Source organism: Burkholderia sp. 22088, from assembly GCF_052045915.1.
Classification (GTDB): Bacteria; Pseudomonadota; Gammaproteobacteria; order Burkholderiales; family Burkholderiaceae; genus Burkholderia; species Burkholderia cepacia.
In genome coordinates this window covers 432949-448507 of the sequence record NZ_JBQEPY010000005.1, presented here as the reverse complement: position 1 = coordinate 448507, position 15559 = coordinate 432949, and the positions used below count along the sequence as shown (strand labels likewise).

The 15559-nt window shown below is 69.4% G+C and carries 7 protein-coding genes and 1 pseudogene; 7 read left to right on the top strand and 1 reads right to left on the bottom strand.

What is annotated here, in order from left to right; translation table 11 throughout:
- The first annotated feature begins 115 nt into the window (after positions 1-115).
- The 4 genes from ACTJLD_RS12675 to ACTJLD_RS12660 all read left to right on the top strand — a co-directional run bounded on the left by ACTJLD_RS12675 (position 116) and on the right by ACTJLD_RS12660 (position 10495).
- Positions 116-2602 carry a DUF5682 family protein gene (locus tag ACTJLD_RS12675; protein WP_440658913.1) on the top strand — a complete coding sequence of 829 codons (2487 nt, stop codon included), beginning with the start codon at positions 116-118 and terminating at the stop codon, positions 2600-2602.
- A 100-nt stretch (positions 2603-2702) separates the two neighbouring features.
- A complete protein-coding gene (locus tag ACTJLD_RS12670) occupies positions 2703-3827 on the top strand; it encodes a vWA domain-containing protein (RefSeq protein WP_322072372.1) in 1125 nt (374 codons plus the stop codon).
- Positions 3824-6061: an SWIM zinc finger family protein gene (locus ACTJLD_RS12665; protein ID WP_440658912.1), complete on the top strand. Its 2238-nt coding sequence runs from the start codon at positions 3824-3826 to the stop codon at positions 6059-6061. Before ACTJLD_RS12670 ends, ACTJLD_RS12665 begins: the two co-directional genes overlap by 4 nt.
- A 168-nt stretch (positions 6062-6229) precedes the next feature.
- Positions 6230-10495 carry a WGR and DUF4132 domain-containing protein gene (locus tag ACTJLD_RS12660; protein ID WP_440658910.1) on the top strand — a complete coding sequence of 1422 codons (4266 nt, stop codon included), beginning with the start codon at positions 6230-6232 and terminating at the stop codon, positions 10493-10495.
- A gap of 203 nt (positions 10496-10698) precedes the next feature.
- On the opposite strand, the pseudogene ACTJLD_RS12655 reads toward ACTJLD_RS12660, so the two are convergent.
- A pseudogene (locus ACTJLD_RS12655) lies at positions 10699-10932 on the bottom strand (transposase); the annotation flags it as partial.
- A 698-nt stretch (positions 10933-11630) separates the two neighbouring features.
- On the opposite strand from ACTJLD_RS12655, the gene ACTJLD_RS12650 reads away from it, so the two are divergent.
- From ACTJLD_RS12650 to ACTJLD_RS12640, 3 genes are all read left to right on the top strand, one after another.
- On the top strand, positions 11631-11873 hold the full coding sequence (locus tag ACTJLD_RS12650; RefSeq protein WP_059522764.1) for a hypothetical protein: 243 nt from the start codon (positions 11631-11633) through the stop codon (positions 11871-11873).
- Positions 11874-12052: 179 nt separating this feature from the next.
- Positions 12053-13324 (top strand): HlyD family secretion protein, encoded by a 1272-nt coding sequence (locus ACTJLD_RS12645; RefSeq protein WP_059697765.1) that lies wholly within the window; start codon positions 12053-12055, stop codon positions 13322-13324.
- Between the two features lie 11 nt (positions 13325-13335).
- Complete coding sequence (locus ACTJLD_RS12640; RefSeq protein ID WP_440658908.1) at positions 13336-15558, top strand: peptidase domain-containing ABC transporter; 2223 nt, start codon at positions 13336-13338, stop codon at positions 15556-15558.
- The last annotated feature ends 1 nt before the right edge of the window (position 15559 follow it).

Here is a 15559-nt window from a genome sequence, read left to right as displayed (position 1 = left end):
CGCGGGCCGGGACGTCGTGCGCCCGATGCGCATCGCGTGCACGGCGAAAAGGGTAGGTCGGGCGGCGTCTCGTCCGGCGCCCCCGCACGCATCGTCTTCGACTGACAGGCGCCGCATGCAGACCGTGACGCCCGGCCAGCCGCACATCGTCGGCATCCGCCATCACAGCCCCGCGTGCGCGCGGCTGGTGGCCGAGCGCATCCGCACCCGGCGGCCGCGCTACGTGCTGATCGAAGGGCCGGCCGATTTCAACGGCCGGCTCGACGAACTGTATCGTCCGCACCGCCTGCCGATCGCGATCTACAGCTATCTGTCCGGCGATACCGCGCATTACGGCTCGTGGACCCCGTTCGCCGAGCATTCGCCGGAATGGCAGGCATTGCAGGCGGGGCGCGAAGTCGGCGCGACGGTTCGGTTCATCGACCTGCCCGCGTGGCACGCGGCGTTCTCGCGGCTGGAGAACCGCTATGCCGATGTCGCGGACGCCGAACACGAGGCCCGCGCCGACGCATACGAGCGCGCGCTGGCGGACACGCTCGCGGTGCAAGGCCGCGATGCGCTGTGGGATCACCTGTTCGAGGACGTCGGCGATACGCCGGACGCGCTGGACGAACTCGCGGCGCGCCTGTCGACCTACTTCTCGCATCTGCGCGCCGACGATCCGGGCTCGCTCGGCAACCAGGCACGCGAACGGATGATGGCGCGCTGGATCGCGTGGGCCGTCGCCGAAGCCGACGGGCAGGCGGACGACGTGCTGGTCGTCTGCGGCGGCTATCACGCGCCGGCGCTGGCGACACTCTGGCGCACGCAGCCGGTTGCGTTGCCCGATACGCCCGAACCCGGCGCGATCGACGGCGATGCCGGTGCCGTGCCCGACGAACGGGACGCTGACGCCGGCGCGTGCGAGACGGATTCGACGACCGCCGACGCGGCCGCGCGCAGCGTCCGCTACGGTTCCTATCTCGTGCCTTACACGTTCAAGCGTCTCGACGCGTTCGCGGGCTACGCATCGGGGATGCCTTCGCCGGCCTATTACCAGTGGGTCTGGGCTGACGGCGCGGAAGCGGCGGCGCGGCGCGTGCTCGAGAACGTGATGCAGCGGCTGCGCGCACGCAAGCTGCCGGTATCGACGGCCGACCTGATTGCCGTGCACGTGCGGGCCGAAGGGCTGGCACGCCTGCGCGGCCACGCGCGGCCGTTGCGTTGCGACTGGCTCGACGCGCTGGCCGGCGCGCTGGTGAAGGAGGCGCTCGACGCGCCGCTGCCGTGGACCTATCGCGGGCCGCTGCGGGCCGGCACCGATCCGGTGCTGGTCGAGGCGATGGATGCGCTGGCGGGCGACGCCGCCGGCGAGCTCGCGCCCGGCACGCCGCAACCGCCGCTCGTCGCCGCGGTGCGCGACGAGCTGGCCGCGCTCGGCATCGTGCTGCACGGCACGCTGACGCTCGACCTGCTGACCGACCAGGGGCGCGCGCGCAGCCGCGTGCTGCACCGGCTGGCGCTGCTGCGCGTACCGGGCATCGTGCGCCGCCAGGGCGCGCGGTTTGCGATGTCGGGCGAACGCGACGAAGTCTGGCAGCTCGGCGAGCCGCTCGAGCAGCAGGCGGCGCTGATCGAAGCCGGCGCGTGGGGCGCGACGCTGTCCGACGCGGCACGCGCGCGGCTCGAGGATGAATTGCGTGAGGCGGGCGGCCGCATCGCGCCGCTCGCGGATGGCCTGAACCGCGCCGCGTGGGCCGGGCTGGCAGCGCTGAGCACCGCGCTGCTGGACACGCTGCACGATGCGGTCGCGCGCGAGCAGCGCTTCGAGTCGCTCGCCCCGGCGCTCGGCAACCTGCATACGCTGCTGCGTCACGGCCATCTGCTCGGCATGAACGATGCACCGGTGCTGCGGATCGTCGTCGAGGCCGGGTTCGATCGCGCGCTCTGGTTGCTGGAGCCGGCCGCCGCGCTGCCGCCGGCCGATCTCGACGCCCACGTGCAGGGGCACGTCGCGCTGCGCCGGATCGTGGCCGACGTACTGGCCGGTGCCGACGGTGTCACCCACACGCCGCTCGCGCTCGAGCCGTTGCGCGCGCTGGCCGTCTGGCGGCGCAAGGCGGCCGATACGGCGGCGGCGCCCGCGAGTCGCGGCGCGGCGCTCGGGGCGCTGCTCGGCCTGGCGGGGCAGGCCGGCGTCGACGACGATCAACCCGTCGCCGGCATCGACGACGCGATGGCGCTGCTGCGGGCGATGCCGGCCGCCGCGCTCGGCGATGCGCTCGGCGGTTTGCTTGCGCTGGCGCGCGAGACACTGGCGAGCGCACCGGCTTTCGTCGCGGGCATGGATGCGACCGTACGCGCGCTCGACGACGCCGATTTCGTGCTCGCGTTGCCGGGCTTGCGCAGCGCATTCGCGTGGTTGCCGCCGCGGGAGCGCGGGCAGCTCGCGGACCAGGTGCTCGCGCTGCACGACGCGACGCACCTGTCACGCCGCGTGCTGACGGAGCGGCACGCGGACGATGCCTCGCCCGAGGAGGCCGCGCACGCCGCGCGCATCGAGGCGCAGGTGCTCGGCCGTCTGCGCCGCTGGGGGCTCACGCCCGATCCGGAGGCGTCATGAAGTGCCGCCCGACAGGCCGCCGCGCGTCCGGCTTCTGCTTCCCTCACCACGATGTCGCGCCGTCACGGCACGGTGCGGCGCGTTTTCCGCGAGTCCTGCCATGCCGCTGAACATTCCCGGTCCGCTCGAACGCTGGCGCCTGCTGCTCGGCGAACCGGCCGAAGCCGCATGCGGCACGCCGGGTGCGGACGCGCGAGCCGCCGATGCGGCACTCGACTGGCTGTACGGTCGCGACGACGACCGGGCACAGCGCGGCGAGCGCGGGGCCGGCCTCGGGCCGTCCGCGCTGAGCACGCCGGACTGGATCAACACGATCCACACGCTGTTTCCGAAGGAGGTGATCGACCGGCTCGAGCGCGACGCGGTCGAGCGTTTCGGCATCGACGAAGTCGTCACGAACCTCGAGGTGCTGGAGCGGATCGAGCCGTCCGAATCGTTGCTGCGCGCCGTGCTGCACACGAAGCACCTGATGAATCCCGAGGTGCTGGCAGCCGCGCGGCGGCTGGTTGCCGAGGTGGTCCGGCGAATCATGGAGCGGCTGGCGACCGACGTGCGGCAGGCCTTCAGCGGCACGCGCGACCGGCGCCGGCGCTCGCGGATGAAGATCGCGCGCAATTTCGACTACACGCGCACGCTGGCCGCGAACCTGCGTCACTGGCATCCCGAGCGGCGCAAGCTGTATCTCGACACGCCGGTCTTCAACAGTCGCACGCGTCGCCACGCCGAGCCGTGGGACATCGTGCTGCTCGTCGACCAGAGCGGGTCGATGGTCAACTCGGTGATTCACAGCGCGGTGATGGCCGCGTGCCTGTGGCAATTGCCGGGCATGCGCACGCGGCTCGTGGCCTTCGACACGGCGGTGGTCGACCTGACCGCCGACGTGTCCGACCCGGTCGAGCTGTTGATGAAGGTCCAGCTCGGCGGCGGCACGGACATCGCGAAGGCCGTCGCGTACGCGCAATCGTGCGTCGCGAATCCCGCCCGCACGATCGTCGTGCTGGTCAGCGATTTCTATGAAGGCGGCAGCGGCTATGAACTCGTGCGCCGCGTGAAGGCGCTGGCCGAGAGCGGCGCGCGCGTGCTCGGGCTGGCCGCGCTCGATTCGGCTGCCGAGCCCGCCTACGACCGCGAAATGGCCGCGCGGCTCGTGAACGCCGGCGCGCAAATCGGCGCGATGACGCCCGGCCAACTGGCCGCGTGGCTCGCCGAGAAGGTGCAGGGATGAGCGCGCCGATCCGCGACGACCTCCTCGAACTGACGCCCGAAGCGCTGACGGCGCTCGCCAACGCCGGGTTCGTCAAGCGCGCACAGAAGGATGTCGCCGCCGGCGCGGTGCCGGCGCTGGCCGTCGACGGCGACGGTACGGTGCACGCGTCGTTCGCCGACGGCGTGCGTACCAGCCTGCCGCCGGGCCGGACCTTGCGCGACGCGGCGTGCAACTGCACCGCGAGCGGAATGTGCCGGCATCGCGTGATGCTGGTGTTCGCCTATCAGGCGAGCATGCGGGGGAACGAAGCGGCTGCCCCGGGCGAGGCGCGAGCAGGCGGAGACGACAGGACGGGGCACGCCGATACGCGCGATGAATCGATCCGCAATCCGGACGATGTCGCGAGCGGCGCAAGAGGCGCTGGTTCGGACGATGCGCCGCCGGGCGACGACACGAACGGCACGTCGTCCGCGGATCGCGCATGGAGCCCCGCCGATTTCGACGATGCCGCTCTGGCGGCGAGTTTTGCGCCGTCGGTGCTCGAACAGGCCGCGCGCATGGCGGCCGCGCGGCCCGCCGTGACCGTGCAGCCGTGGTCCGGCGCACAGTCGTCGCCGGTTGCACGCCTGCCGATGTGCACCGTGCGGTTCTTCTCGCGACGTTCGCTCGCGCATGCGCGTTGCGACTGCCGGCAAGGCAGCGGCTGCGCGCACGTCGTGCTGGCCGTCTGGGCATTCCGACAGGCCGGGGCATCGGCCGATGGTTTATCGGAGACGATCGTCGAGGTGCGCCCGCCGGCCGGCGAAGCAGACGATTGTGGCGACGACCGGTCGCCGTTGCGCGACGACGCGGCGCACGCGCTGATCGCCGACCTCGACAGGCTGGTACACGCGCTGTGGCTGGACGGTTCGAGCCAGCCGCCGATCGCGCTGGCCGCGCGCGTGGAGTCGCTGCGCGGCCGCCTGCGCGAGCGCGGCTGGCAGTGGGTCGACGATGCGCTCGACGAAGCCTGGCAGCTCGTGCACGCGCAGCATGCACGCAGCAGCCGCTTCGAGCCGCTGCGGCTCGTACGCGTGCTGGCCGAACTGTGGGCGCGCCTGCGCGCGGCGCTGTCCGCCGCGACGCAGCGCGAGGGGGCCGCCGTGCCGGCCCGCCAGATGCTCGGCATCGGCGTGAAGGGCGAGGTGGAACTCGATCATCTGCGGCTGGTGTCGCTCGGTGTCGAGCTGTGGGCCGACGACGCGGAGGAGGGGGCGAGCGTGCTGTTCGCCGATCCCGATACGCAGACCGTGATGGTGCTGACGCGCAACTGGCCGCGTGCCGCCGACGTCGCGGCCGGCGGCCGTGCGCCGGATCTGGCCGGCCGCCGCGTCGCGGGTTTTCCGTTGCGGCAGATCGCTGCCGGGCAGGTCGTCACGAAGACCGCGAAGCGGCGCGCGAACGGTGCGGTCGACATCGCGGCCGGCATACGGCAGACAGGCGTGCTGCCGCTGTCGCCGACCTCCTGGGACGATCTCGTCGCGCCGATCCGCCAGCCGGGCATCGCGGCGCTCGTCGCGCACCTGCGTGACGCGCTGCCCGACTTCGTGCGGCCGAGACAGGCGGCGAACGGTGCGGCGGCCGGCGCGGCCGGGTCGCTGCACGTGGTCGCGTTCGAGCCGATGGTCGTGCGGTCGGTCCATTGGGATGCGGCCGCCCAGGTGCTGCACGCACGGCTCGCGCAGGGCGAAGGCGGGACGGCCGATGTGGAAGGCGACGATGTGCTGCACCTCGCGCTGCCGCATCGCGCCGTGGCACCCGGCGCGGTCGATGCGCTGGCGCGCGCACTGTCCGGCGAATGGGGCGCGTTGCGCGCGCTGGCGGGCACCGTCCGGCTGCATGCGGGCACGGCCGTGATGCGGCCGCTGGCCGTGTTGACCGCGCAGCGCGCCGTCGTGCTGCAGACCGAGGCGACGGCGCCGCAACCGCTGCCGCTGGCCGGCGGGCGCGAGTCGTTGCCCGCGCTGGTCGCGCTCGCGGAGGACACGCTGGCGCTGCTGGCCGAGTGGCTGCGCCAGGGCATGCGCCATCAGGGCGGCGGCGCGATCGAGCGTGCGCTGGCGCAGGCCACGCGACTGGAGCGGGCCGGCCTCGCGCACGCGGGGCGGCTGCTGCGCGCGCTGGCCGACGGCCTGCGCGGTGCGCAATCGGCGTCGATCCTGGCGCAACTGGGTTCGCTGACGTTGCTGCTGCTGGGCATCGTCGAGCAATGACGGCATGACCGTCGAACGGGCGAGCAGGCGGCGCCCGACACCGCGAGCCGTCGGGCAGGCTGCACGGCTCGCGGGATGAATGAACGAGAGGGCGTCATGGCTGCGTTGCGGCCATGGCATGCGGGCGCGGCATCGTGCCGCGTCGTCGATCCGAGTGAGAGGGAACGGATGCGTCGTTTTGAACTGATCGAAGGCAACTCCAGCAAGTTCTGGGAAGTGGAGCAGGAAGGCTCCGGGCTCAATATCCGCTGGGGCCGCATCGGCACCGCGGGCCAGAGCCAGACGAAGTCGTTCGCGGACGACGCGAAGGCGCGCGCCGCTCTCGACAAGCTCGTCAAGGAGAAGACCGGCAAGGGCTATGCCGAAGTCGCGGTAGCGGCCGGCGCCGGCATCGGCGCGACTGCCGCCAAGCCGCCGGCCGCCGCGTCGTCGGCAACCCCGGCCGCGGTGCCGCAGGCGTCGACAGACGCGGAACCGGCCGCGAACGCGCAACCCGCAGCGGCAAAGGCCGCGAAGGGTGCGCCGGCCACACCGTCGGTCCAGCCGGCGGCATCGACGCCGCCTTCAACGGTTTCCGGCGCCACCGCCGCCGCGCCCTTGCCGCCCGTCGCCGCCGAAGGTTTCGATGCGCAGTGCGAGCGTGTCTTCGAGACCGTGCGCGCGCAGATCGCGAACGGCGACCTGAAGCCCGGCGAGACGTTGACGGTTGCCGTGATCAAGCGCCGCTACGACGTCGGCGACCAGGGCGCCGCGATGGCGCTCGACCTGCTCAAGTCGCGCCGCCTGCTGCATGGCTGGGGAGCGTCGGCGAGCGTGCACGAGCACGGGCAGGCGACTGCCGTGGCGCTCGGCGAGTGGTTGGCGTCCCAGGCGGCCGCCGTGCCGGCGCCTGCCGCACCCGCTGTCGCCGACGCCGGCGCACCGCCGTGGCTGATGCACGGCGATCCCGTGCGGCTGTCGCCGCAGATCCTGCGCGAAGCCTATGCGTCCCGCCGTTTTCCCGTCGAGGTGACCGTGCTCGACGTGCGCGCTGCGTGGCTGAAGATCGAAGGCAAGGACGGGTACTCGATCGACATCGGCGCGACCGACGCGGCGCTGCGCCCGGCCGTCCAGCGGATGCTCGACCGGCTGGCCGCGCGTACGCCGATCGCCGGGCCGGTGGCGGACGCGCAAGCCGACGCCGCGCTGTTCGCGCTGGCGATGACCGTGGGCGACTATCACGGTGAAACCGCGATCGGCCGCCCGGTCGCCGACTACCTGGTTGCGCAATACGGATTGACGGGCGCGGTCGACGTGCTGCTCGACGCGTTGAAAATCCACGTGCACGCCGATTACGACCGTCAGGCGCAGCGCCGCCTCCATCGTTTCTCGACGAATGTCGAAGGCCCGGTGCGCGAGAGCTGGCGCGGGCCGATCGTCGGCGGCGAGGCGGCGCTGCGCGAGCATCTTGCCGCGGCGAGCGAGGCGGAATGGCAGGCCTGCGTCGACAGGATCGAGGCCGCGTTGCCGGCGCTGCACCCGACCCGCCAGCCGATACCCGCACTGTTGTTGCCCGATGCGCCGCAGTTGTCGAATGCGCTGGTGCGCAGGCTGAGCGCCGAACGCGACGTGCCCGATACGCTGCACTGGATGCTGCTGACCGCGACCGATCCCGACGCGATCGCGGTGGTCGGGAGAATCCGGCCGAACAGTTATGGCCGCGAGTTCTGGGGAATGTCGCGGATGGTCGCGACCGTGCTGCGCGAGCGCGGCACGGCCGCGTTCGACGTGCTCGAACGCGGCGCCGCCGCCGACGAGGCGGGCGACGCGCTCGCCGCGATCGGCACGCCCGACGCGGTGGCTGCGCTGGCGAGGGTCGCCAGCGGTTCGAAGGGCGCGCTCGCGCGCCTGTCGCTGTCGCTCGATCGCTGGCCGCTGGCGGGCATGGTTGCGCTGTCGCGGCTTGTGGCCGCCGGCGGCAAGGATGCCGGGCTGCTGACGCCGAGCCTCACGCGCCTGTTGCGTGCGCATACGGCGCACGTCGACGGGCTGCGGCCGTGGCTCGACGCACCGGCCCAAGCCGTGATCGACAAACTTCTCGCGCTGCTGGCCGGCCCGGCCGAGGTCGCCTCGGCCGAGGAATTGCCGGGTGTGCTGGCCGCGCCGCCCTGGCTTGCCGCGCGGCAGAAGCGGGCGGCGGCGCTGACGCTGGAGCCGCTCGAACTGGCGGCGGTCGAATGCTGGGACGAAGCGAAGCGCAACCAGGCGAAAACGCCCGACCAGTGGGAAGCGAAGCGGCTCGCCGCGGCGTCGAAGGACACGATGATGCTGATCGACGGCCTCGGTTTCGACGCGAGCAAAAAATACTACGGGCCGCTCGGCGAGGCGGCGGCGAAGGCGATCCGGCAAGGCGACGCGCCGGCGTTCGTCGCCGCGTGGCGCGCGATGATCGACGCGCGCAAGCGCGAGCGTTACTTCTGGTACTGGCTGCGCGCCGAATACCTGACGCTGTTGCCGGCCGCGGTGGCCGTCGACATCTGGAACGCGGTGGCGGGCGAACACAGCACGGCGGGCGTGAACCTGCTGATGGCGACCTTCGGCCTGCCCGCGTTGCCCGGCCTCATCGCAACCGTGCGCAACAAGCCGACCGAGAATTTCGGCTACGCGCTGAATTACGGCGCCGTCGAATGCGCGCCGATCGCGGCCCGTGCGTTCGCGAAGCTGAAGACCTTGCGCGACGACGGCCGTGCGTGGCTGCTGAAGTTTCCGGAGCATGCAGCCTGCGGCCTGATCGCGCCGTCGCTCGGCAAGCCGGGCGAAGCGCGCGACTGCGCCGGCGCTGCGCTGCGTTTGCTGCAGGCGAACGGCCACGAGGCGTTGCTGATCGACGTCGCCTCGCGTTATGCCGACGACACGGTGCCGCAAGCGGTGCGCGCCGTGCTCGACGAGAGCCCGCTCGACCGTTTCCCGACCAAGCGCAGCAAGCTGCCCGAATTCTGGCAGCCGCGCGGCTGGCGCCGGCCGGTGCTGAAGAACGGCAAGGCGCTGCCGGACGACGCGCTCGACCATCTCGGCCAGATGCTGACGTTCCCGACCGGTGAAGGCGTCTACGGCGGCATCGACGTCGTGAAGGACGCGTGCACGGCGGAGTCGCTGGCCGATTTCGCGTGGGACTGCTTCAACGCATGGCTCGATGCCGGCGCGCCGGGCAAGGAGGGTTGGGCGCTCACCGCGCTGGGCCTGTTTGGCAACGACGACACCGCGCGCAAGCTGACGCCGCTGATCCGCACGTGGCCCGGCGAATCGGCGCATGCACGCGCGGCGACCGGCCTCGACGTGCTGGCGTCGATCGGCAGCGACGTCGCGCTGATGCTGCTCAACGGCATCGCGCAGAAGGTCAAGTTCCGCGCGCTGCAGGACCGCGCGCGCGAGAAGATCGATGCGATCGCGGAAGCGCGCGGGCTGTCGTCCGAGGAACTGGAGGACCGTCTCGCGCCGGATCTCGGGCTCGACGAACAGGGGACGATGCTGCTCGACTTCGGTCCGCGTGCATTCCGGGTCGGCTTCGACGAGACGCTCAAGCCGTATGTGCGCGAGACCGGCGCCGACGGCGTGGCCGGCGCGCGGCTCGCGGATCTGCCGAAGCCGAAGAAGACCGACGATCCCGTGAAGGGCAAGGAAGCGGTCGAGCGCTTCAAGGTGCTGAAGAAGGATGCGCGCACCATCGCGAGCCAGCAGGTCGCGCGGCTCGAGGTGGCGATGTGCGGGCGCCGCCGCTGGACGCCCGAGGTGTTTCGCGCGTTTCTCGCCGAGCATCCGCTCGTACGCCATCTTGTCCAGCGCCTTGTCTGGGGTGTGTACGAAGTCGACGACGGCGGCAACTTCGGCGGCACGCTGAAGGCCTGCTTCCGCGTGGCGGAAGACGGCACGGCGGCGACTGCCGACGACGATGCATTTACGTTGCCGGAGGGCGCGACGATCCGCATCGGGGTGCCGCATGCGCTGGAGATCGCGCCGGCCGATGCCGCCGCATTCGGGCAGGTGTTCGCCGACTACGAGCTGCTGCAGCCGTTCGCGCAGCTCGGTCGCGACGTGTACCGGCTGACCGACGACGAGCGCAACGGGCGGCAGCTCGAGCGCTGGAAGGGCGTCAAGGTGCCGACCGGCCGCGTGCTCGGGCTCGTCAACAAGGGCTGGCGGCGCGGCCAGGTCGAGGATGCCGGCTGCATCTGGTATTTCACGAAGCCGCTCGGCGCGGGCAAGGTGATCGAACTGTCGCTGGACCCGGGGATCTTCGTCGGCGCGGTCGACATGAATCCGGATCAGCAACTCGGCGCGTTGCAGGCCGGTTCGCCGTCGAACTGGGGCAGCATTCGCGAGCCCGATGCGCTGTCGACGCTCGACGAAATCTCGGCGAGCGAGTTGATCCGCGATCTGGAGGGGATGCGGGAGTAACACGTGACATCTGGGTTGATGCGTCGGGGCGAACGGGTGTGGCGATCGCGGGTGTCGACAGCGCCCGGTTTCTCGCAAATCAAACTGATCGGGTGTGGTGCAGATTCTCGTTCTCCGGAGATCAAATGCGGAAACCAGAGCAGGGACGTGGCGAATGCGTAAGCGGAGGAAGGCATCTCCCGCGCACGCAATAGCGTCCAGATCTCGAATTCCGGAATGCGTTGCCGATCCGGTGTGATTGCCTTGCCCTGCGGCGTGACGCCCTGACGCTCCATTTGAAGCTGGCGCACCCAGCGGCGCAGTACCGTCTCGCCGACGCCCCCCGAGCGACTCGTTTCCATATGGCTATAGCCTTGGTCGAGCACCAGCCACGCGGCTTGCTGTTTGAATTCCGGTGAAAACGTACGACGTCGTTTGGCATCTGACGGCGCATCCATCCGAGTCGGGCGACGGCGACCTCCGACCAGTCAAGGGGACCGGATCTACCGTGAAGACATGACCTTTCCAGAATCAACTGGGGGCATTCAATCGCGGCACGCAAGCCTGGAATCGATAATAAAAATAAGTAAATATCCTCAAAATATCGGGTTTGCCCGATGGTGCGGTATCGTACAAAGGGAGTCCGAAAAGTGACCGATCATTGGTTCGTCGGATTCGGCGCTGTAAAAATCTCAGAGGTGAAATCTGATGTCGATCATCCAATCAACGACGTTTAGCTGATTAGATGAACGGCATTTAGCACGCAATTATTATCGGGCGCGGGCTCGATCGGGCAGTCGTTCTCGTTGAAATTTCGTACTCCGTGGCATGCGGGCACCGCGACATCCATGCGCGGAAGCACTTGCACGTCCAATGCCCAGCGTCTTTCAGTGGGGCGTCCGCCGAGGCGATGACTGCTCGCATATTGCCGCTGAATGGCGGACGGTGAAAGGCCGATCGATTCATCTCGGTCGACGGGGTTTTATGCGTTTTTTGAGCAGGATTGAATGCATTGGTTTGATTTTGCTTGAGCGATGGATGCGCCGAGTCGTTAAAAGTTTAAATGTATTTAACGTGTTGATCTGCGCCGCAATTGCGGCGTTGTTCGATGCCCCGCTAGATGGATTATCTAGCATTTTGAAACTGGAGAAATGCAATGCAAGAACTGAATCAACAGCAAATCGCACAAGTTTCCGGCGGCTACTACAGCGGCCCGGGCATCCCGTCCGCGTTGGGCAACATCATCGAATGGGGCGGCAGCACCGCGGAGAGCATCGGCAATGCGCTGACGTTCGGCATCTTCGCCGCACCGGTCAAGCAGGCATACAACATCGGCGAGACGATCACCACCGCCGCGGTGAACCTGCTGGACGGCCTTTTCGGCGGCCCGCAGTACTGAGTTGCCTGCATTGAGGCGACGCGGTAGCCGCCGCGTCTCCCGATGATGGAACTGACGATCCGGTATGCACGGGTCTTCTTTGTATACCGGATCGCTTTTGCCTGTTCCGACGCGTGGAAGCGGAATGGACGCCGATACCGATATTGGGCGACATGTTGTTTGGCGACACGTTGGTGAAAATGGAGTTCGGTCTCTTTCGTTCTGAAGCGGCACAGGCTCGGCGCATGCGGGTGCTGGGCGACATCGTGCTGGTGCACCCGCTGTCCATGACGCTGCTGACGGTCGTCGCGATGGTCATGGCCACCTGCGTGGTGCTGTTCTTCGCGTTCGGTACGTATACGCGGCGCACGACGGTCTCCGGCGTGGTGATGCCGGATGCGGGGCTGGTCAAGGTCTATGCATTGCAGCCGGGCATCGTCGTCGAGCGCGACGTGAAGGAAGGGCAGCGCGTGACGCGCGGACAGACGCTCTATACGGTATCGACCGACTTGCAAAGCGCCGCGCAAGGCGCGACGCAGGCCGCATTGATCGCGCAGGCGCGGCAGCGCAAGGCGTCACTGCTCGCGGAAATGGACAAGACCCGCAGCCTGCAGCAGGACGAGCGCGACACGCTGCGCGCGAAGATCGGGAACCTGAAGGGCACGCTCGCGCAAATCGACGACCAGCTCGCGGCCCAGCGGCTGCGTACCTCGATCGCGGCCGACGGCGCAACGCGCTATCGCGGCCTGCTCGCGCAGGATTACATCTCGAAGGACCAGGCGCAGCAGCGCGAGGCCGACCTGCTCGACCAGCAGTCGAAGCTGAACGGGTTGCTGCGCGACCGTGCATCGACGCTCCAGTCGCTTACCGAGGCGAGCAACGAACTGTCGGGGCTCGGCTTCAAGCAGCAGAACCAGCTCGCGCAGATCGACCGAAACGTGATCGACGTCGACCAGAACCTGATCGAAAGCGAGGCGAAGCGCCGGATCGTCGTCACCGCGCCGGAGGCGGGCATCGTCACGGCCGCGATCGCCGACGTCGGCCAGTCGGTCGATACGTCGCGGCCGCTCGCGAGTGTCGTGCCGGGCGGCGCGCGCTGGCAGGCGCACCTGTTCGTGCCGAGCACGGCGATCGGCTTCGTGCGGGTCGGCGAGCCGGTGCTGGTCCGCTATCAGGCGTTTCCCTATCAGAAATTCGGCCAGTACGGGGCTACGGTCGTGTCGATCGCGCGCACGGCGCTGTCGGCGGCCGAACTCGCGAACGACGGTGGCCCGGCGGCGACGCCGGGAGAGGGGCGCGACGCGACCTTCTACCGCGTGATCGTCGCGCTCGACGCGCAGCACGTCACCGCGTACGGCGCGCAGCAACCGTTGCAGGCCGGCATGACGTTGCAGGCGGACATCCTGCAGGAACGCCGGCGCTTGTACGAATGGGTGCTCGAGCCGCTTTACAGCCTGACCGGCAAACTCTGACGGGCGCACGCATGCGATTACTCGATCGACTCTCGTTCGGCCTCGGCCGCAAGCTGCCGATGGTCCTGCAGACCGAAGCGGCCGAATGCGGCATCGCGTGTCTCGCGATGATTGCCGGCTATCACGGCCATCACGTGGATCTCGCGACGCTGCGCACACAGTTTCCGGTCTCGCTGAAGGGCGCTGGCCTCGGGCGCGTGATCGAGATCGCGCAGCGCCTGTCGCTCGGCACGCGTGCGTTGAAGCTCGACATGGCGCAGCTCGGCCAGTTGCGCCTGCCGTGCCTGCTGCACTGGAATTTCAACCACTTCGTCGTGCTGGAGGCAGTGAACGGCAAGACCGCGACGATCCACGATCCGTCGCACGGCATTCGCAAGGTGTCGCTCGCCGACGTCTCGCGCGGGTTCACCGGCGTCGCGCTGGAGCTGTGGCCGAACGCCGGCTTCGCGCCGCGCGCGGCGCGGCCGGCGGTCAGGCTGCGTGAACTGCTGGGCCCGGTGTCGGGGTTGTCGCGCTCGCTCGCGCAGATCCTGGTGCTGGCGATCGCGCTCGAGGTCTTCATGCTCGTGCAGCCGTTCTTCCTGCAATGGGTGATCGACGAAGTGATCGTCAGCGCCGATCGCGACCTGCTGACGGTGCTCGCGCTCGGCTTCGGCCTGCTGCTGCTGATGCAGCAGGCGACCGGCGCGATTCGCGCGTGGGCGCTGATGTATGTCGGCGTCACGCTCAACATCCAGTGGCGCGCGAACGTGTTCACGCATCTGCTGAGCCTGCCGGTGCGCTATTACGAACGCCGCCATCTCGGTGACGTCGTGTCGCGCTTCGGCTCGATCGACACGATCCAGCAGACGCTGACCACGTCGTTTCTCGGTGCGGTGATCGACGGACTGATGACGCTCGTCACGCTGGCGATGATGTTCGTGTACAGCCGCACGCTCGGCCTCGTCGCGCTGGCGACGATGGCGTTGTACGCGCTCATCCGATGGATGTGGTACGGCCCGTTGCGGCGCGCGACGGAGGATCAGATCGTGCACGCCGCCAAGCAGCAAAGCCATTTCCTCGAGACGGTGCGCGGCGTGAAGACGATCAAGCTGTTCAACCGCCAGACGGAGCGGCGCGCGAGCTGGATCACGCTGCTGGTCGAGCAGGTCAATGCGAGCCTGCACGTGCAGAAGCTGCAGATTTTCTATCAGCAGCTCAACGGGCTGCTGTTCGGCATCGAGAACGTGCTGGTCATCTGGCTCGGCGCGCGGATGGTGATGGACGGCCAGTTCACGGTCGGCGTGCTGATGGCGTTCAACGCATACAAGAGTCAGTTCGACAGCCGGGTCGGCAGCCTGATCGACAAGTATTTCGAGGTCAGGATGCTGCAGTTGCAGGGCGAGCGGCTGGCCGACATCGTGTTCGCGGAAGCGGAACCCGACGCGAGCCTGCGCAGCGTGCCGGGCGAAGCGGACTCGCTCGACCCGAGCATCGAGATCGACGGGCTGTCGTTCCGCTACGCGGACGGCGAGCCGCTGGTGCTGGACGGCGTCAATGCGACGATCGCGGCCGGCGAATCGGTCGCGATCGTCGGGCAGTCCGGTTGCGGGAAGACGACGCTGATCAGCGTGCTGCTCGGGATTCACGAGCCGACGGGCGGCGCCGTGCGCATCGGCGGGCTCGACGTGGCCAGGCTCGGCATCGAGCGGCTGCGCGCGCTGGTCGGCACGGTGCTGCAGGACGACGTGCTGTTCGCGGGGTCGATCGCGGAGAACATCAGCTTCTTCGACCCGGAAGCGGACCCGGACTGGGTCGCCGAATGCGCGCGCATCGCGGCCGTGCACGACGACATCGCCGCGATGCCGATGGGCTACAACACGCTCGTCGGCGACATGGGCACCGTGCTGTCCGGCGGCCAGAAGCAGCGCGTGCTGCTGGCGCGCGCGCTGTACAAGCGGCCGCGCATCCTGGTGCTCGACGAAGCGACGAGCCATCTCGACATTCAGCGCGAGATGCAGGTCAATGCGGCTGTCACGCAGCTCGCGATGACGCGGCTCATCGTCGCGCACCGGCCGGAGACGATCGCGTCCGCGCAGCGCGTCATCATGCTGCAGGGCGGGAAGGTCGTGCTCGATCAGTCGACCGCGGCGATGCGCGCGGCGGTCGCGGCGAAGTCGCGTGGCGGCGAGCCGGCCGCGACCCGGCCGGCGCCGCACGATGCCGGTCCGGTGCAGCCGGTGGCGGGGCGCTAGA

Excerpts from the sequence above, each read along its gene's own strand:
- ACTJLD_RS12675 (WP_440658913.1), top strand. The coding sequence starts at position 116 with ATGCAGACCGTGACGCCCGGCCAGCCGCACATCGTCGGCATCCGCCAT.
- ACTJLD_RS12670 (WP_322072372.1), top strand. The coding sequence starts at position 2,703 with ATGCCGCTGAACATTCCCGGTCCGCTCGAACGCTGGCGCCTGCTGCTC.
- ACTJLD_RS12665 (WP_440658912.1), top strand. The coding sequence starts at position 3,824 with ATGAGCGCGCCGATCCGCGACGACCTCCTCGAACTGACGCCCGAAGCG.
- ACTJLD_RS12660 (WP_440658910.1), top strand. The coding sequence starts at position 6,230 with ATGCGTCGTTTTGAACTGATCGAAGGCAACTCCAGCAAGTTCTGGGAA.
- ACTJLD_RS12650 (WP_059522764.1), top strand. The coding sequence starts at position 11,631 with ATGCAAGAACTGAATCAACAGCAAATCGCACAAGTTTCCGGCGGCTAC.
- ACTJLD_RS12645 (WP_059697765.1), top strand. The coding sequence starts at position 12,053 with ATGGAGTTCGGTCTCTTTCGTTCTGAAGCGGCACAGGCTCGGCGCATG.
- ACTJLD_RS12640 (WP_440658908.1), top strand. The coding sequence starts at position 13,336 with ATGCGATTACTCGATCGACTCTCGTTCGGCCTCGGCCGCAAGCTGCCG.